The following is a 17,832-nucleotide window of genomic DNA, read 5'->3' as shown; positions in this document are numbered from 1 at the left end:
TATTTTACCTACTTTTTTATGTCAACACCCAATTCTTCTAAACTGACAATAGCATAGGCTTTTATTCCCTCTTGTCTACCTGTGAAACCTAATCCTTCTTCTGTTTTTGCTTTTACATTTATTCTTTCTTTCTCAATTTTTAATAATTCTGATAATTTTATTCTAATTTGCTCTTTATAAGGAGATAACTTAGGCCTTTGCGCTATAATAATACAATCCACATTATTTAGTCTGAATTTATTCCCTATTATTGCCAACACTTTTTTTAATAAAAGGCTACTATCAATATTTTTATAGGTTATCTCAGTATCAGGAAAGTGCTCACCTATATCCCCTAAACCAGCTGCTCCTAAAATAGCATCAATTAAGGCGTGTATTAAAACATCTGCATCAGAATGGCCTGCCAAACCTTTATCATAGGGAATTTCTATTCCTCCCAGTATTAACTTTCTTCCATTTTCAAACTTGTGGACGTCGTATCCCAACCCTACTCTCACTTCAACCATCCTTTACTCTAAAATTCCCTTCTTTATCAACTTCTAAACTCATACTTACGCCTCTTGCAAAGCGAGATGGTTTAATCTTTTTTACAAAATTCCCCTTATTAGTCTCAATATATACCTCCGAAACAAAAGGATCTCTTACAGAAATGCGATATTCCCCTTCAGGCTTTAAATTTAGATGCCATGTGTATTTCCCAAAGATATCATAACTTATAGCATTTTTACTTCTGTCCAGCACTATAATTTTTTTGTCCGTTATCATGCTCAAATATGATACAACTTTTTCTAAAATAGAAACTTGGGGCTTTCCTTTAACACCCAATATTTCCTGCAAATAAGGAATAGAATCATTTAAAATCCCAATATGACCTGTTTTTACAATAAATTTTTCTCCGTCTACCCCTAACGCACTTTTTTTAAGGACTGTACCGTCCCCTTTATCGTCTCTTATTACACCTACTGGCTTGCCATCTGGCCATACTATCTCACTTACTGGTTTTTCTACTTGAATAAACTTATTAGTATATATTTCATCTCCTGAAAAAACATAGATTTTCTTGACTCTGTCGTATAAAGTTCCTATTTGTTCATTTAGACTATTCAAAAATTCATTTATAACTTTCATATACTCAATATTTTTAAACAAAATTTTATCATATCGAGTAGGATACATAAAAATATAATTCCCATATTCGCGAGAAGGCATTAAGTCTTTCACAGAGGGGATATATTTTCTAATAACAGTTATGGTATCACTCTCTCCTTTTATTTTTGAAAAAATCCACAAAAACCCTTTAAAGAGCATGTTTATAAAATCATCATCCTCTGGAGCTACAGTACCCCCCTCCCAACCATAATAAGCATTTGCTGCTCCAAAATGGGGAGTAGCTAAAAATATCAATCTATCCACATCAAATTGATATTTATCGCTCTCTATATAACTTCTCGCTAAAAGTCCTCCCATGCTATGGCATATCAAATCTACTTTAGTGTTGCCAGTCTTAGCTTTTGCCTCCTCAATAGTCAGTTTAAGGGTATCAACAGAATCTGGTACACTTTTCCACCATTCATAATAACATATAAATAGATTTTTCCCTTCTACTAAGCCTAATTTGCCCAAATTTTCTATAAAGGAACTATAAGCATAAGCCGCAGGACCAAAACTCCATATTTCCCCTAAAGGAGTTGGAACGAAAATAGATCCAAATATCCCGTGTACAAAAACTACAGGGTTATCCATAAAATCACCCTCATACAATTTAATAGAAAATTCTCTATTAAATTATATGAGGATTCACAAAAAACGTTATTTTTTTAAAAAAGCCTCTGCTACAATCAAATCCTCAGGCGTAGTTATCTTTATATTTCTATAGTCTCCTTCAACTACTTTTACATTGTAACCCAATCTCTCCACTAATATTGTGTCATCTGTCCCCAAAAAACCATCCTCCAGTGCCTTTTGATGAGCTTTAATAATCAAATTCCTTTCAAATACCTGAGGGGTTTGAATTGCCCATAAATATTTTCTATCAGGAGTATTTAAAATGAAATTTTTCCCATCAACTACTTTTATAGTGTCTTTGACAGGTACTCCCAATGCTACTGCTTTATGTAAATAAGCTTCTTTTAAAGCTTTTATAACTGTTTCTTTCTCAATTAAAGGCCTTGCTCCATCATGAATTGCTATAATTTCGCAATCTACCTTTGTATTTGTAATTCCATTATAAACAGAATACTGCCTTTCACTACCTCCTTCTACTAATTTAATTGGTTTTTTGAAAATATACTTTTTTACTACATTTTCTTGGCAATATTCCATTTCTTCCTTCGATACAACAACAACAATTTCCTTAATCCAATCAATTTCATCAAAGGCTTTGAGAGAATAATACAAAACTGGTTTACCTGCTATAGTAAGGTATACTTTATTTACTGTGTGACCCATTCTAATGCCTTTACCTGCCGCCACTACAACTGCACTTGCATTCATTTTCTCTACCTCACAAGTAAAATAATGCACACTCCAATTATATCATTTCCCCATAAAAAAACACAGGTTTCCCTGCGTTTTTATATAGCCTTTTCTTGTTCTGCCTGTTTGGGCTTTGCAAATATCATTCTTCCTGCGGCAGTTTGCAAAACACTAGTCACAAGCACTTCTATAGTATTACCTATGAATTTTTTGCCACCGTCTACAACAATCATCGTGCCATCGTCCAAATAAGCAACCCCCTGCCCGGCCTCTTTGCCATCTTTAATAACTTGCACCACCATTTCTTCTCCCGGAAGAACAATTGGTTTTACCGCATTGGAAAGTTCATTTATATTCAAAACAGGGACCCTGTGAAATTCCGCTACTTTGTTTAAATTATAATCATTAGTTATTATTTTGCCTTTTAGCATTTGGGCAAGTTTCAAAAGTTTTGTATCTACTTCTGCTGCATCAATTTCCTTATCTACAATTTCTACTTTGATATTTAACTCGTTTTGTATTTTATTTAAAACATCCAGTCCTCGCCTACCCCTATTTCTTTTTAAAGAATCAGAAGAATCTGCAATATGTCTTAATTCCTCTAATACAAAAGCCGGAATTATTAAAGGGCCTTCAATAAAGCCTGTCTTACATATGTCAAATATCCTGCCATCTATAATTACACTAGTATCCAAAATTTTTGGGACTCCACTATACTCGTTTTTAGGAGTCTTTTGCGGTCCCAATTTTTTCATAAAGGAAAACACATTTAAAATATCTTCTTTTTTCTTTAAAGAAATTCTAATACCTAAATACCCCAAAAATAAATTCAAGAGAATTGGCACTACTTTACCTATAACTGAAATAGGATAAAGAGGCGCACTCAGCAAATTAGCCACAATAAGCCCTACTATTAGCCCAAATGCTCCTATTAAAATTTCATCAATCGGCATATTCTGAAGTTTTGCTTCCAACCACTGTTCAAAGTCTTTCCCCCACTTTATAAATTTAGGAGAAATAACATAAAATATGATTCCACCTATTAAAGTACCTATAACATAAGCAATCACTGTTGAAAAATAATTTAACTGGATAAGCACAAAATTCTGGTCTTTTACAAGATTTAGCAAAAGCTTTGCCAATTCAAAGCCCGCCGCCATTCCCAGTAATCCAATTCCACCTCTTATAATTTTATACACCACATTATCACCTCCTATCTCTATTATTGGCTATTTTTCACATTATTATAAGTAGTATAGGGGGAATAAATAAAAATATTTCACAATTTTTACACGTATAAAGTGGTTGTTAATTACAGTATACTACTTATGTAGATGGATTGTCAATTTAATAAAAGATTAAAATTACATTAATGCTATATAATGTATTTAAATGCCATTCTAAATATTGACATGGTAATGGTTTAAGTCTATAATAAAAGCAAGAAAAGTCTTAAAAACTCATAGAACGGGAGTGGACCAAAAAATGAAAGATATTATTGTAGACGACCTTCAAAATACAGTAGATGAATACCTCTTACGCCACAGAAGTATAATGGACATACTTACAAAAATACAAGAGAGCAGTGCCCGTATAAATAGAGCTGTTGCTAAATCAGTAACCGAGTGCGGTTGCATAAGGATAAATGCCACCAAACAAGAAACTCCTCCTGATGCAACTCTGGAAGAAGCCCATAAATATTTCAAAACCCATCTTGAAGGCCAACTCTGTGAAAACTGTAAAGAAGTTATAGAAACAGAAATAGGTAACAATGTATTTTACATAATCGCTTTGTGTAATGTTTTAGGGCTTAATTTTTACGATATACTTCTTAAAAAACACAAAGAATTGAATGCTTTGGGTATATTTAACATGTTATAAAATAAGCGTCTTCCTTATGAAGACGCTTTTTGTTCTCTTTCTCTCAAAAAATCCATAATATCCTTTATGTCCTTTATTTTAGTAACATTTATATTTTCAAACTTTTTCATTCCTTTTGTTTTCATCTCAGGAATAAAAACTTGAGAAAATCCCATCTTTTGTGCTTCACCTATTCGTTTATCTATATTGCTGACTCCTCTTACTTCTCCCGTCAATCCCACCTCTCCTATAAAACAAACATCTTCAGGAATAGGTATATTAAAATATCCAGAAAGAGATGAAGCAATTATTCCAAGGTCAGCAGCTGGCTCTTGAATTTTCATTCCTCCAGCCACATTTACGTATGCATCAAATTGTGAAAGACTTATGCCCAGTCTTTTTTCTATAACTGCTAAAAGTAATATAAAACGATTGTAGTCAAATCCAGTGGCCATTCTTCGCGGCACTCCAAAAGTAGTCTTACATATCAAAGACTGAACTTCCATTAAAATTGGCCTCGTCCCTTGAATAGAACATACAACAGCAGTCCCTGAAACATCTTTCGGCTTATTTGAGAGAATAAATTCAGAAGGATTGCTTATCTCACAAAGCCCGTCCTCCTCCATATCAAAAACTCCTATTTCGTGAGTTGCACCAAAACGGTTTTTTACAGCCCGCAATATCCTAAAAGACTGGGTCCTATCCCCTTCAAAATATAACACCGTGTCTACCATATGTTCCAAAACCTTAGGTCCCGCTATTGCTCCTTCTTTTGTAACATGCCCTATCAAAAAAATACTTATGTCTTTTTGTTTTGCTATTTCCATCAGCTTTTGAGTTACTTGCCTTACCTGCGACATACTTCCTGGTATTGTCTCACTTTCCTCAGTGTACATCGTCTGTATAGAATCAATAATAACAAAATCCGGATTATTATCAACAATTTTTCTCTCTATCTCTTCTATATTTGTTTCGCCCAAGAGATATATTCGTTGTTTCCCTTTCAAAATTCTATCTGCCCTCAATTTAATCTGTTGAATTGATTCCTCTCCTGACACATAAAGTACCTTTCTGTTATCAGAAATATTACCTGCTACTTGTAATAACAAAGTAGACTTCCCAATTCCTGGGTCACCACCTATTAAAACAAGAGAACCTTTTACAATTCCGCCACCTAAAACCCTGTCAAACTCCTCAATCCCTGTCTTTATTCTTTCCTCTTCTGAAAAAGTTACATCTTCAAGAAGGTATATTTGTGATCTATCTTTAGTTTCCCTAAAATTTTTTGAACCCTCTATCATTTCTTCCTCAAAAGAATTCCAGCTGTCACAATTAGGACATCTTCCCATCCATTTACTACTTTCAAAGCCACACTCTCTACACACAAACTTTGTAGTTGATTTGGCCATAACTCCACCATCTTTCACAAAATTCTCTTTTAATTATATCATAATTTTAAACTTTTCCCATAAAAGTGAAATACAGAAGCAGTCCATTTAAAAAGATTATAACAGAAGCCACAATTATACCAATGACTTTTTCAATAGGTGTGTTTACAAATCCCCCCATGAACTTTTTCTGAGAAGTAATTAAAAGCATTGGTATTATAGCCATAGGAAGTTCAAAACTTAAAATTACTTGGCTTATGATAAGGGTCTTCAAAGGGTCAATACCTAATAAAATAATTATTAGTGCTGGCATCATGGTTATAAGTCTTCTTACATTTAGTGGAATATTTAATCCTACAAAACCTTTCATTATAGTCTGACCTGCCATTGTACCCACTGCAGATGATGACAAACCAGACGCCAAAAGTGCAATGCCAAAAGCCCAACTGGACAAAGACCCTAACAATGGTTTTAAAGACATGTGAGCCTCTTCAATAGACTCAACCACCATGCCGTTTTTATAAAAAACAGCTGCTGACACTATTAACATAGCCGCATTTATTATAAATGCTATATTCATTGCTACTAAAATATCTATCTTTTCCATCCTCAAATGTTCCTTCTTTTCCTCTAATGTATTTCCCGTATTTCTATATTGGACTAACTGAGAATGCAAATAAATCACATGGGGCATTACTGTCGCCCCTAATATTCCCACAGCTATTAGCATAGCTTCTCCATTTGGTATAGAAGGAATCACAGTATGATACATCACTTTTCCCCAATCTGGTTTTGCCAAAAAAAGTTCAAAAGTATAAGAAAGGCTAATAATAGCAACTAAAGCAAAAATCACTATTTCAACTATCTTTTGACCATATTTTTCTAAATAAACTATGATAAATGTGATCACTCCTGTCAAAAGGCCTGCATACATAAGAGGAATGTGAAAAAGCAAATACAATCCTAAAGTACCACCTAAAAATTCCGCCAAATCTGTAGCCATAGCCGCCAATTCTGCAGCTATCCATAAAAGCCAATTAACTTTCTTTTTAAAAATCAAATTACACATTTCCGGTAAATTGCGTCCCGTTGCAATTCCTAATTTTGCAGACATAATTTGCAAAAATATGGCCATAATATTGCTACAAAGTATCACCCATATTAAATGGTAGTTAAATATAGAACCCCCACTTATATTCGTGGCAAAATTTCCAGGATCGATATAGGCAACACTTACCACAAAAGCTGGACCAAAATATTTTAAAAGTTTTTTAAAGGTCTCACGGAGAGAAAAAAATTTTTTAGTCGCTATGATGGACTCACGATTTTCCAAATAAATCCCCCCATTTTAGACAAAGCTAAATTTATTTGCCTTATTTAAAATATGTCTTTAGCTTTTGTCTTGTTACACAAAAAAATAACCCGCATTTACGGGTTATTTTTCTGATACTTTTCTTTCACTTCTGGATTTTCCTCCAAAAACCTATTAAATTTTCTCATTTTTTCTAGCGTTTCAATAGATATATTGTGTTCAATTAATTCTGTTTGCTCTAACAATTCCTCCTTAACCCCTAAATTTTTTAAAAACTCCTCCACAGTAGAATGCCTATCCAATAAAAACTTACCCATTTCTTTGCCCTTTTCTGTTAAACCTATCACTCCATATTTTTGATACTCCACAAACCCTAATTCTTTTAATCTTTGAAGCATTTTAGTAGTTGAAGGAGCCTTTACATTTAAAAGTTCAGAAAGTGTATTCACACGAATATATCGTTTTTTTAAACTTTCTCTATAGATCATCTCTATATAATCTTCCATAGCTGGTGTCAATTGGTTTACTTTAGGAAAATGAATTTGATAGCCTCTTACAGTGTAAAACCTATCTTTTTCCATATACTCACACCTTTTTTAATCCTTCAATAGCATATATATTATCTTTAAATAAAAAAAAGACTTAGCACGAGGCTAAGCCTTTTGTACAGCATCTTTTTTTACAAAGTCTATTTTACCATCTTTAGCAGTTACAATAAGTTCATCTCCTGGTTTTACTTCCCCTTGCAACATCAATTCTGATAATTGATTCTCTACAATTCTTTGTATAACTCTTCTTAAAGGCCTTGCACCGTAGTTGGGGTCATATCCTTGTTTGATAATTTCCTCTTTAGCTTCAGGAGTAAACTCCAGTTTAATGTTGTTCTCTTTTAGTCTATTATTCAATTCCTTAATCATTATATCAGCAATCTTTTCAATATCTTCTTTTGAGAGCTGATGAAATACAATTATCTCATCCACCCTATTTAAGAATTCAGGTCTAAAGGTCTTTCTCAACTCTGCCATCAATGTTTCTTTTATTTTGTCATAAGAGGCTTTGTCTTCTTTTTCTTGAGGCATAAATCCTAAGGTAGATTGCCTTTTTAAAAGTTCTGCTCCCACATTTGATGTCATGATTATAACTGTATTTTTAAAGTCCACAGTTCTACCTTTTGAATCTGTGAGTCGTCCATCTTCTAATATTTGAAGGAGAATGTTAAATACGTCAGGATGCGCTTTTTCAATTTCATCCAGCAATATTACTGAATATGGTTTTCTTCTTACCTTTTCTGTTAATTGTCCTCCTTCTTCAAATCCTACATATCCTGGAGGTGAACCGATAAGTTTAGATACAGTGTGTCTTTCCATGTATTCTGACATATCAAGCCTAATCATAGCATTTTCGTCACCAAAAAGAGCTTCTGCCAAAGCCTTTGTAAGTTCTGTTTTACCAACACCAGTAGGACCCAAGAAGATAAATGAACCTATTGGTCTTTTTGGATCTTTTAAGCCTACTCTTGCCCTTCTTATAGCTCTTGCCACCGCTTCTACTGCTTCATCTTGTCCTATAACTCTTTCATGTAATACCTCCTCTAAGTGGAGCAATCTCTCTGATTCCTCTTCAGCTAACTTTTTAACAGGTATTCCTGTCCACAGAGATACGACTTGTGCGATTTCTTCAGGTCCTACACTTTTTTCATTAGAAAGAGAATTTTGTTGCCATTTAGCTTTTAATTTTTCTAATTCTTCTCTCAATTTTTGTTCTTCATCTCTTATTTTTGCAGCTTTTTCGTATTCTTGAGTTCTTATCGCTTCTTCCTTCTCTTTTATAAGGTCATTGATTTTATCTTCCAGTTCTTTTATCTCTGGAGGAGCTGTCACTGTTTTTAGTCTTACGCGAGAAGCTGCTTCATCTATTAAGTCTATAGCTTTGTCAGGTAAAAATCTATCTGCAATATATCTGTGAGAAAGTCTAGCTGCTGCTTCTAAAGCTTCGTCAGTAATTTTAACCCTATGATGGGCTTCATACTTATCTCTCAGTCCCTTTAATATCTCAATAGTCTCCTCCACAGTTGGTTCATCTACAATTATTGGTTGGAATCGTCTCTCTAATGCAGGGTCTCTTTCTACATATTTTCTGTACTCATCCAAAGTAGTTGCTCCAACTACCTGAATTTCACCTCTTGCAAGTGCCGGTTTTAGAATATTTGATGCATCTATTGCACCTTCTGCTGCCCCTGCTCCTATCAAAGTGTGCATCTCATCTATAAATAGTATCACATTTCCTGCCTTTATAACCTCATTTAATACTGTTTTTAACCTATCTTCAAATTCGCCTCTGTACTTTGTACCTGCTACCATAGAAGCCATGTCTAAAGTTACAACTCTTTTATCTTTCAAAATTTCAGGAATTTCTCCTTCTACAATCTTTTGCGCAAGACCTTCTACAATAGCAGTTTTACCTACTCCCGGTTCACCTATGAGGACAGGGTTATTCTTTGTCCTTCTGCTTAAGATTTGTATAACTCTTTCAATCTCTTTTTCTCTTCCTATTACAGGGTCAAGTTTGCCATCTCTTGCAAGCTCAGTTAAATCTCTTCCAAATTGATTTAAAGTAGGTGTATTTGTATTTTTAACTTTTGCAGCCTTTGCAGGTCCTCCTGCAGGCTCTTCATTAAGCATTTTTACAATCTCCTCTCTCACTCTATTGAAATCTATACCTTGTTCCATTAAAATTCTTACAGCAACTCCTTCGCCCTCTCTCAAAAGCCCTAATAAAATGTGCTCGGTTCCAATATAGCTGGTATTAAATCTTCTTGCCTCACTAAGACTCAATTCCAATACCCTTTTAGCTCGTGGTGTGTAACCTACCACGTCTCCCGGGATATTCCCCATTCCAATCAAAGACAATACCTTTTCTCTTGTAGCCTCATAAGTTATTCCCAGTTTTTTCAAAACTCTTGCTGCAATTCCTTCATCTTCTTTTAATAATCCTAACAAAATATGCTCTGTTCCTACATAATTATGATAAAAAGACCTCGCTTCCTCTTGAGCCAAATAAAGAGCTTTTTGAGCTCTTTCTGTAAATCTCCCAAACATCGCCATAATAAACACCTCCTATAAATTATCGTTTTTGTTTATTTGACTTACTACATATTCTGCCCTTTTAACATCTCTTTCATAGGGGTCTAATTGAATGCCATAAATTTTTTGTAAATTAGCTGGTTGTATATGTGTAGTGAGAATATCAATTTTATTTATATCCACATCTAATATTCCTAAAACTGCTCCTAATCTCACGTCAGACATTAAAGTCATGTATTCCTTTGTAGACATCACTTTTGCATGAGATAAAATTCCAAAAGCTCTTCCTACTCTATCTTCTATTTGAATTCTCTGTTTTTTGTATAGGTCCTCTCTAGCTTTTCTTTCACTAAAGATAATTTGTCTTGCTACTCCTTCAATATTTTCAATTATTTCTCTTTCACTTTGGCCAAGAGTGACTTGATTTGAAATTTGATAAATATCTCCTAAAGCTTGAGTACCTTCACCGTATATTCCTCTAACTGCCATACCTATTTTAGAAACAGAGTTTAAAATATTGCTTATTTGCCCAGTAATAGTAAGAGCGGGAAGGTGAACCATGACTGAGGCTCGTATCCCTGTTCCTACGTTAGTAGGACAAGAAGTCAAATAACCTATCTTTTCATCATAGGCATAGTCGATGGTTTCTTCAATCAAATCGTCAATTTTATCAGCAGTATCCCAGCTTTCATTAAGCCTTAATCCTTCTAATATGCATTGTATCCTAAGATGATCCTCTTCATTGACCATTATACTCACTGTATTGTCATCTTTTATAAGAGCATAACCACTCTTTGTATTCTGTGAAAGGTCAGGGCTTATAAGGTGCTTTTCTACAAGTGATTGCCTGTCAATAGGAGTTAATTTCTTCATATCATATTCTACAAATTGGGTAGATAAAATAGTATTACTACCTAATATAGCTTTTCTAACCAAATCTATAACCTTCCGTCCCTGCTCTTCTGTCATAACCGTAGGGAAAGGAATATCTTTTATATTTCGAGCAAGTCTAATTCTACTGGACAATACCACATCTTTATCGTACTTAAGCATCTTAAGTCACCTACTTTCCTAATTCTTTCTCCAATTCTCTGATTTTATCTCTTAGTTCTGCTGCTTTTTCATAAGCTTCTTCTTTAATAGCTTTTTCCAATTGTAACTTTAACTCCTCAATTTCTCTTTTTACTCTCATTTTACCCCCAGCTTTTTTAGGAATTTTCCCTCTGTGTTCTGTACTACCGTGTATTCTCCTCATAAGAGGATTTAATTCTTCAGCAAAAGCATCATAGCAGAAACTGCAACCTAATCTTCCAATTTTTTTAAAATCTTCGTAAGTCATACCACAGTGACTGCACTTTAAAGGCTTTTTTGTAAACTCATCTATTCCAGGCAAAAAGTCCATTAAACCTGACAATAAATTTTGAACTGAAAAAGGTGTAAAAGTTGAAAAAACTTCTGCATTTAAAATTCCCTCTTCTGCTGCGCACTGGTCACACAAATGCATTTCAGTTTTTACTCCGTTTACTATTTTAGTGTAATGAACCGTAGCAGGCCTTATTTTGCATTTATCACACATCATAAAAATTACCTCCTTACTTGTTGCGAGCAATTTCCATAAGCATTGCCTTAAGTAATAATGCCCGCAACATATTATTATCCTCTTGAGAAAAAGGAAGAATCTTATCATTAACTACGGCTTTCATCAAAGCTGCTTCCCTTGAAGTTATAATATTATGGTCTAAAAGAGCATCAATGTAGTATCTAGCTTTACTCTCAGAAATATTATCCCCTATATTTTCTATTATTTTATTTATCCAATTGTTTGATATAGAAGTTTTATAAATTTTGATATAACCCCCGCCACCTCTTTTACTTTCTATGATGTATCCTCTGTCAATAGTAAAACGCGTCTCTAACACATAGTTTATTTGAGATGGCGCACAATTAAAAACATTTGCTAGTTCATTTCTTTGAATTTCTACATAATGCTTACCAGCCTCTTCCATTAGCTCTTTTATAAAATTTTCAATCAAATCACTAAGCCTTGCCATCGCCACCACCACGTCTCTTACTTTTACTTTGACTTTCTTTGACCTTCGAATATATTTTTACATTTTTTTGTTCTCTCGTCAATGGCTTTTTCACGCTAAAGCAAGTGATTTTTTCTAATATTTTCATCAAATAATAAAAATATCTCTCATATTCTAAAATTTTCACCATTTTTTATTCATTTTCATAGTTTTCTTCCCCTTCATCTGCCAACTCTTGATGGTCTTCTTGATTTATAAGAGATGAAAAATTGCTTTTTCCCTTTAAATTCTTTCTATCTCTATTTTCATAAGTTTCTTCTTCAAAAAAGTTCCCTCTTACTGATTTGTATAGCTTTCCTTTGAAAAATTTTTGACTTTTATTCATATCCTCCACCTCTTGCTCACTTTATTATTTATTAAAGTTATTTTCCAACTCTTTTAAATCTAAATTGACTCTCGCTGCCCCCGTCTCCATTGCTGCTTTTGCAACTGCTATTGCTACATTTTTAAGAACCCTTTTGTCAAAAGGCTTTGGAATTATATACTCCGGAGTAAGTTCATTTTCTGAAATAGTTTGGGCAATAGAATATGCAGCCCTAACTTTCATCTCTTCATTAATTGTAGTAGCCCTAACTTCTAATGCCCCTCTAAATATACCTGGAAAAGCCAACACGTTGTTTATTTGATTTGGAAAATCAGATCTACCAGTACCCACCACATAAGCTCCTGCCTCTTTTGCTTCATCAGGATATATTTCAGGTACTGGATTAGCTAATGCGAAAACTATTGGTTTTTTGGCCATTATTTTTATCATTTCTTTATTTAATACATTAGGTGCTGATACTCCAATAAACACATCTGCTCCTTTTAAAGCATCTTTTAAAGCTCCTCTTAATCTTCCTTTATTTGATATTTTTGCAATCTCTTTTTTAGAGAAGTCTTTATCTTCTCTTCCTTCATATATGATACCACTTCTATCGCAAACTATTACATCTTTTATACCAGCTTTTATTAAAAATTTAGCAATAGCAATCCCTGCCGCTCCAGCTCCATTTACAACAGCAGTAACTTCTTTTAATTCTTTTTCTACAATTTTTAAAGCATTTATTAAAGCAGCCAAAGTTACAACTGCCGTTCCATGCTGGTCATCATGAAATACAGGTATATTCAAAATTTCGTCCAACTTTCTTTCTATTTCAAAACAGCGAGGAGCAGAAATATCTTCAAGATTTATACCTCCAAAAGTAGGTGAAATATTCACCACAGTTTTTATAATTTCTTCAACATCTTGAGTAGCAAGACATATAGGTACTGCATCAACCCCTCCAAATTCTTTAAATAAAACTGCTTTTCCTTCCATAACAGGTAGTGCTGCGTAGGGCCCTATGTTGCCTAAACCTAAAACAGCTGAACCATCTGTCACAACCGCAATCATGTGGCTCTTTGTAGTATATTCATATACTAAATCACTATTTTTATGTATCTCCTTACAAGGCTCTGCAACACCTGGGGTATAGGCTAAAGCCAAATCCTTGTCATTTTTCACTTCTATCTTACTTACAATTTCAAGTTTGCCTCTATTTTCTTTGTGAAGCGTTAAAGTTTCTTCTCTTATATTCATTTCATAAAGTCCTCCTCTAATACCCGTGTTTTCTTATATTATAACTTAAATATTTTTTAGAAAAAAGTTATTAGCTGCACTAAAAATAAAGCCTGCAAAAGCAGGCTTATTCTTCTTTATCTTTTAATTTCTTCCTTTCTTCTATTATCTTTTGTGCCACATTAGGTGGAGCTTCTTCATATCTTGCAAAAGTCATTTTAAAGTCTCCTCTTGCTTGTGTCAAAGACCTTAAGTCTGTCGCATATCTATTCATTTCAGCTAAAGGCACTTCTGCTGTGATTACTTCCAAATTGTCTTTTGACTCCATTCCTAAAATTCTTCCTCTTCTCTTATTCAAATCCCCAATGATATCTCCCATGTATTCTTCAGGTACCACCACTTCTACTCTCATAATAGGTTCTAAAAGAACCGGATTTGCTTGTTCCATCCCCTTTTTAAAAGCAAGAGATGCAGCAATTTTAAAAGCCATTTCAGAAGAATCAACAGGATGGTAGGAACCATCTACCAAAGTAGCTTTAATGTTTACAACAGGATAACGAGCAAGTACACCTTCTTTTAAACTTTCCCTTAAGCCCTTTTCCACTGCTGGAATATATTGTTTTGGAACAGCTCCACCAAAAATCTTATCTTCAAATTCAAACTCACTGTTGGGGTTCGGTTCAAATTCAATCCACACATGGCCATATTGTCCATGCCCACCTGTCTGTTTTTTATGCTTTCCTTCTACTTTGACTTTACCCTTTATCGTCTCTCTATAGGGTACAATTGGGTCTGTCAAGGTGCATTCTACTCCAAACTTGTTCATCAACTTTTTAGAAATTACTTCTATATGTTGTTCTCCCATTCCATAAACTATCATTTGACCTGTCTCTAAATTCTTTTCTACTTTAAAAGTCGGATCTTCTTCTTGCAACCTTTGGAGTCCATTGCTAATTTTTTCCTCATCCCCTTTGGATTTAGGTTCAATTGCAAGAGCAAGTGTAGGCTGAGGAAACTCGATTGCTGACAACGTAACAGGATTAGAAGGATCGCATAAAGTATCTCCTGTCATGGTATATTGAAGCTTTGCAACTGCTCCTATATCTCCAGCTACTAACTTAGATACAGGCATCTGCTTTTTCCCTCTTAAAATGTAAAGCTGGCTTATTTTTTCTTGCATCTGCTTATTTGAATTAAGTAGTGTAGAATCAGAAGTTAGAGTACCCGATACAACTTTAAAAATGGAAAGTCTTCCTACATAAGGATCTGCTATAGTTTTAAATACAAACGCGGCTACCGGACTATTTTCAGTGACTTTTTCTCTTTCTATATCCAGAGGCGATGGCAAAAATTCCACAATGGCATCTAATAATTTATCTGTTCCAATATTTTTAAGGCTTGAACCGCATAAAACAGGCATTAACTCTCCAATTCTTATGCTGTTTTTGATTCCTTCTTTTATTTCTTCTTGTGTAAATTCTTCTCCTCCAAAGTACTTTTCCATTAAAGTTTCATCGTTTTCAGCAATGTTCTCAATCAATTCCTCTTTTGCCGATAAAACTTTATCCATTAACTCTGCCGGTACTTCTGTCTCCTTTATTCCTTTTTCATCGTAAACGTATGCTTTTTGAGTAAGAACGTCTACATAGCCTTTAAAACTTTGTTCGCTTCCAATAGGAAATGTCAAAGGAATAACCTTATTACCAAATTTATCCATCAATTGATTTAAAGCCTTAAAATAATCTGCATTTTCTCTATCCATTTTGTTAATAAAAAATATAATAGGCAACTTATTCTTTTTAGCTATATTAAACACTTTTTCAGTTCCCACTTCTACACCAGCAGCAGCACACACAGGTATTATAACACTGTCTACAACCCGCAAACCACTGACAACCTCTCCAAAAAAATCAAAATACCCTGGCATATCTAATATATTAATTTTATACTCTTTCCACTCCACTGGAATTACTGATGTGGAAATAGATATCTGCCTGGCAATTTCCTCTGGGTCATAGTCAGAGACAGTAGTTCCATTTTCTACGCGTCCCATTCTATCGATGACTTTTGTGTTGAAAAGGAATGCCTCAGTTAATGTAGTTTTACCGGCTCCACCGTGGGAAACCAATCCTACATTTCTTATTTGATTAGTTTTGTAATCCTTCATACATATCCCCCTATCTTATCGCAAATAATCTTTAATATTATTATTCTATACATTTTGAAATTTTCCTTTATTTTTTTGATATTTTTTAATAAAAATCTCTGACAAAACGTCAGAGATTTACTCAATGTCTTTAATTATGTCCTCCATCATTTTTTGTATCTTTTCTGCTTCAGCAATATTTAGCACTCTTTCCGCTATTTCTTTTGCTCTTTCATATTCCACATTTCTGATGATATTTTTAACTGTAGGTATTGAAGATGCACTCATAGAAAATTCGTCTAAGCCAAGTCCTAACAATATAACCGTAGCTAAAGGATCTCCCGCCATTTCACCGCACATAGCCGCAAATTTTCCTTCTTTGTGAGCCGCATCGATCACAAACTTTATAAGCCTTAAAATAGCTGGATTAAATGGCTGATAATAATCTTTTACGTGTTCATTCATTCTGTCAACAGCAAGGGTATACTGCGTCAGGTCATTAGTTCCTATGCTAAAGAAGTCCACTTCTTTAGCTAATATGTCTGCAGTCACTGCAGCAGAAGGTATTTCTACCATTATACCTACTTTTATGTTTTTGTCATACTTTATGCCTTCTTTATCAAGCTCAGCTTTTACTTCATTTAAAACGATATTTGCTTTTCTTACATCTTCTATAGAAGATATCATCGGATACATTATGTGAATATTTCCATAAGCACTTGCTCTTAAAATTGCTCGTAATTGGGTCTTAAATATGTCTGTCCTATCCAAGCAAAGCCTTATAGCCCTATATCCCAAAAAAGGATTCATCTCTTTAGGCATATCAAGATAAGGAAGCTCTTTATCTCCGCCTATATCTAAGGTTCTTATAGTAACAGGCCGTCTTTCCATTTTTTCTACAACTTCTTTGTAGGCTTCAAATTGCTCTTCTTCTGTAGGAAGAGTAGTTCTATCCATGTATAAGAATTCAGTTCTAAAAAGTCCAACACCTTCTGCTCCATTGGCCAGCGCACTTTTTACATCTTTTGGAGTTCCTATATTTGCCGTTAACATGACTTTTTTGCCATCTGGAGTTATTGCAGGCAAATCTTTTAATTTCTTTAATTTCTCCACCTTTTTATCATAATTCTCTTTTTTAGCCTTATATTCGTTTATTGTATTTTCGTCAGGATTTACAATGACAACTCCTTCCAACCCATCTACTATTATGGTATCTCCATTATTAACTTGAAAGGTAACATCGCCCAATCCTACTACAGCAGGAATTTCTAAGGAACGTGCCATTATAGCTGTATGAGAAGTTCTTCCGCCTACATCTGTAGCAAATCCTAAAACCATTTCTTTTTTCATGGTAGCTGTATCTGAAGGGGTTAAGTCTCTGGCTATAACTACCACTTGTTCATCAAGTTCAGAAAGGCTGGTGCTTTTTACTCCTAAAAGATTATTTATTATACGGTTTCCTACATCCCTTAAATCTACAGCTCTTTCTTTTAAATATTCATCATTTAAACTTTCCATTACAGAAGCATTTTGTTCAATTACTTTATTTACCGCATTATCAGCAGTTATAAGTTCAGTCTTTATCATGTTTTCTACCCCTTCAATAAGTTCGGGGTCACTTGCTAGCATTAAATGTGCCTCAAAAATTTCTGCCTTGTCCTTCCCAAATTCTTTTAATGCATCTTCTTTAATTTTTTGTATTTGTTCCTTCGTCACTACTAAAGCTTTCTTAAATCTTTCAATTTCGTACTCTACTTTTGATTCATCTATGTTTTTCATGTTGATTTCTGCTTTTTCTTTAGTATATAAAAAAACCTTCCCAATTGCTATCCCCGGGGATGCCGCAACTCCTTTTAGCATTTTTGACCCTCCTTAAAATTAGTTCTAACGTCTATTATAACATAGTTTTCGTCCCAGTGTGAAACTTTTGCACAATAA

General features: G+C 34.2%; 16 protein-coding genes. 1 reads left to right on the top strand and 15 read right to left on the bottom strand.

What is annotated here, in order from left to right; all coding sequences use genetic code 11:
• Positions 1-8 precede the first annotated feature (8 nt).
• The 4 genes from ispF to THYS13_RS12020 form a co-directional block, all read right to left on the bottom strand.
• The gene (gene ispF / locus THYS13_RS12035; RefSeq protein WP_201035686.1) at positions 9-506 is read right to left on the bottom strand and encodes a 2-C-methyl-D-erythritol 2,4-cyclodiphosphate synthase; all 498 of its coding nucleotides are present in this window, start codon (positions 504-506) and stop codon (positions 9-11) included.
• Positions 499-1,743 carry a serine aminopeptidase domain-containing protein gene (locus tag THYS13_RS12030; RefSeq protein WP_042834739.1) on the bottom strand — a complete coding sequence of 415 codons (1,245 nt, stop codon included), beginning with the start codon at positions 1,741-1,743 and terminating at the stop codon, positions 499-501. The genes ispF and THYS13_RS12030 overlap by 8 nt, the downstream gene beginning before the upstream one ends.
• A 66-nt stretch (positions 1,744-1,809) precedes the next feature.
• Positions 1,810-2,493 (bottom strand): 2-C-methyl-D-erythritol 4-phosphate cytidylyltransferase, encoded by a 684-nt coding sequence (ispD, locus tag THYS13_RS12025; protein ID WP_029687922.1) that lies wholly within the window; start codon positions 2,491-2,493, stop codon positions 1,810-1,812.
• Positions 2,494-2,573: 80 nt separating this feature from the next.
• Positions 2,574-3,677, bottom strand: coding sequence for a PIN/TRAM domain-containing protein (locus THYS13_RS12020; RefSeq protein WP_042834738.1), 1,104 nt, complete (start codon positions 3,675-3,677; stop codon positions 2,574-2,576).
• Between the two features lie 283 nt (positions 3,678-3,960).
• On the opposite strand from THYS13_RS12020, the gene THYS13_RS12015 reads away from it, so the two are divergent.
• Positions 3,961-4,356 (top strand): hypothetical protein, encoded by a 396-nt coding sequence (locus THYS13_RS12015; protein ID WP_042834737.1) that lies wholly within the window; start codon positions 3,961-3,963, stop codon positions 4,354-4,356.
• 14 nt (positions 4,357-4,370) lie between these two features.
• Here THYS13_RS12015 and radA read toward each other — a convergent pair whose 3' ends face one another.
• From radA to ptsP, 11 genes are all read right to left on the bottom strand, one after another.
• Positions 4,371-5,744 carry a DNA repair protein RadA gene (gene radA / locus THYS13_RS12010; protein WP_042834802.1) on the bottom strand — a complete coding sequence of 458 codons (1,374 nt, stop codon included), beginning with the start codon at positions 5,742-5,744 and terminating at the stop codon, positions 4,371-4,373.
• Positions 5,745-5,790: 46 nt separating this feature from the next.
• Positions 5,791-7,056: an Nramp family divalent metal transporter gene (locus tag THYS13_RS12005; RefSeq protein ID WP_042834736.1), complete on the bottom strand. Its 1,266-nt coding sequence runs from the start codon at positions 7,054-7,056 to the stop codon at positions 5,791-5,793.
• Between the two features lie 95 nt (positions 7,057-7,151).
• Positions 7,152-7,616, bottom strand: coding sequence for a metal-dependent transcriptional regulator (locus THYS13_RS12000; protein ID WP_042834735.1), 465 nt, complete (start codon positions 7,614-7,616; stop codon positions 7,152-7,154).
• 72 nt (positions 7,617-7,688) lie between these two features.
• On the bottom strand, positions 7,689-10,139 hold the full coding sequence (locus THYS13_RS11995; RefSeq protein WP_042834734.1) for an ATP-dependent Clp protease ATP-binding subunit: 2,451 nt from the start codon (positions 10,137-10,139) through the stop codon (positions 7,689-7,691).
• A gap of 12 nt (positions 10,140-10,151) precedes the next feature.
• Positions 10,152-11,171: a protein arginine kinase gene (locus THYS13_RS11990; RefSeq protein WP_042834733.1), complete on the bottom strand. Its 1,020-nt coding sequence runs from the start codon at positions 11,169-11,171 to the stop codon at positions 10,152-10,154.
• A gap of 10 nt (positions 11,172-11,181) precedes the next feature.
• The gene (locus THYS13_RS11985) at positions 11,182-11,697 is read right to left on the bottom strand and encodes a UvrB/UvrC motif-containing protein (RefSeq protein ID WP_042834732.1); all 516 of its coding nucleotides are present in this window, start codon (positions 11,695-11,697) and stop codon (positions 11,182-11,184) included.
• A gap of 13 nt (positions 11,698-11,710) precedes the next feature.
• Positions 11,711-12,169: a CtsR family transcriptional regulator gene (locus THYS13_RS11980; RefSeq protein ID WP_255356321.1), complete on the bottom strand. Its 459-nt coding sequence runs from the start codon at positions 12,167-12,169 to the stop codon at positions 11,711-11,713.
• Between the two features lie 172 nt (positions 12,170-12,341).
• Positions 12,342-12,533, bottom strand: a complete 192-nt coding sequence (locus THYS13_RS11970) for a hypothetical protein (RefSeq protein ID WP_042834729.1) — start codon at positions 12,531-12,533, stop codon at positions 12,342-12,344.
• 24 nt (positions 12,534-12,557) lie between these two features.
• A complete protein-coding gene (locus THYS13_RS11965) occupies positions 12,558-13,769 on the bottom strand; it encodes an NADP-dependent malic enzyme (RefSeq protein WP_042834728.1) in 1,212 nt (403 codons plus the stop codon).
• Between the two features lie 106 nt (positions 13,770-13,875).
• Positions 13,876-15,915, bottom strand: coding sequence for an elongation factor G (gene fusA / locus THYS13_RS11960; protein ID WP_042834727.1), 2,040 nt, complete (start codon positions 15,913-15,915; stop codon positions 13,876-13,878).
• A 117-nt stretch (positions 15,916-16,032) separates the two neighbouring features.
• Entirely contained in the window at positions 16,033-17,754 is a 1,722-nt protein-coding gene (gene ptsP, locus THYS13_RS11955; RefSeq protein ID WP_042834726.1) for a phosphoenolpyruvate--protein phosphotransferase, read from the bottom strand.
• Between the last annotated feature and the right edge of the window lie 78 nt (positions 17,755-17,832).

It is taken from the genome of Thermoanaerobacter sp. YS13 (assembly GCF_000806225.2).
Classification (GTDB): domain Bacteria; phylum Bacillota; class Thermoanaerobacteria; order Thermoanaerobacterales; family Thermoanaerobacteraceae; genus Thermoanaerobacter; species Thermoanaerobacter uzonensis.
This window is presented reverse-complemented; position numbering and strand designations above follow the sequence as displayed.

Coding starts and splice junctions, on each gene's coding strand:
- ispD (WP_029687922.1), bottom strand. CDS start 2,493: ATGAATGCAAGTGCAGTTGTAGTGGCGGCAGGTAAAGGCATTAGAATG.
- fusA (WP_042834727.1), bottom strand. CDS start 15,915: ATGAAGGATTACAAAACTAATCAAATAAGAAATGTAGGATTGGTTTCC.
- THYS13_RS11985 (WP_042834732.1), bottom strand. CDS start 11,697: ATGATGTGTGATAAATGCAAAATAAGGCCTGCTACGGTTCATTACACT.
- ptsP (WP_042834726.1), bottom strand. CDS start 17,754: ATGCTAAAAGGAGTTGCGGCATCCCCGGGGATAGCAATTGGGAAGGTT.
- THYS13_RS11990 (WP_042834733.1), bottom strand. CDS start 11,171: ATGCTTAAGTACGATAAAGATGTGGTATTGTCCAGTAGAATTAGACTT.
- ispF (WP_201035686.1), bottom strand. CDS start 506: ATGGTTGAAGTGAGAGTAGGGTTGGGATACGACGTCCACAAGTTTGAA.
- THYS13_RS12000 (WP_042834735.1), bottom strand. CDS start 7,616: ATGGAAAAAGATAGGTTTTACACTGTAAGAGGCTATCAAATTCATTTT.
- THYS13_RS11970 (WP_042834729.1), bottom strand. CDS start 12,533: ATGAATAAAAGTCAAAAATTTTTCAAAGGAAAGCTATACAAATCAGTA.
- THYS13_RS12030 (WP_042834739.1), bottom strand. CDS start 1,743: ATGGATAACCCTGTAGTTTTTGTACACGGGATATTTGGATCTATTTTC.
- radA (WP_042834802.1), bottom strand. CDS start 5,744: ATGGCCAAATCAACTACAAAGTTTGTGTGTAGAGAGTGTGGCTTTGAA.
- THYS13_RS11980 (WP_255356321.1), bottom strand. CDS start 12,169: ATGGCAAGGCTTAGTGATTTGATTGAAAATTTTATAAAAGAGCTAATG.
- THYS13_RS11965 (WP_042834728.1), bottom strand. CDS start 13,769: ATGAATATAAGAGAAGAAACTTTAACGCTTCACAAAGAAAATAGAGGC.
- THYS13_RS12015 (WP_042834737.1), top strand. CDS start 3,961: ATGAAAGATATTATTGTAGACGACCTTCAAAATACAGTAGATGAATAC.
- THYS13_RS11995 (WP_042834734.1), bottom strand. CDS start 10,139: ATGGCGATGTTTGGGAGATTTACAGAAAGAGCTCAAAAAGCTCTTTAT.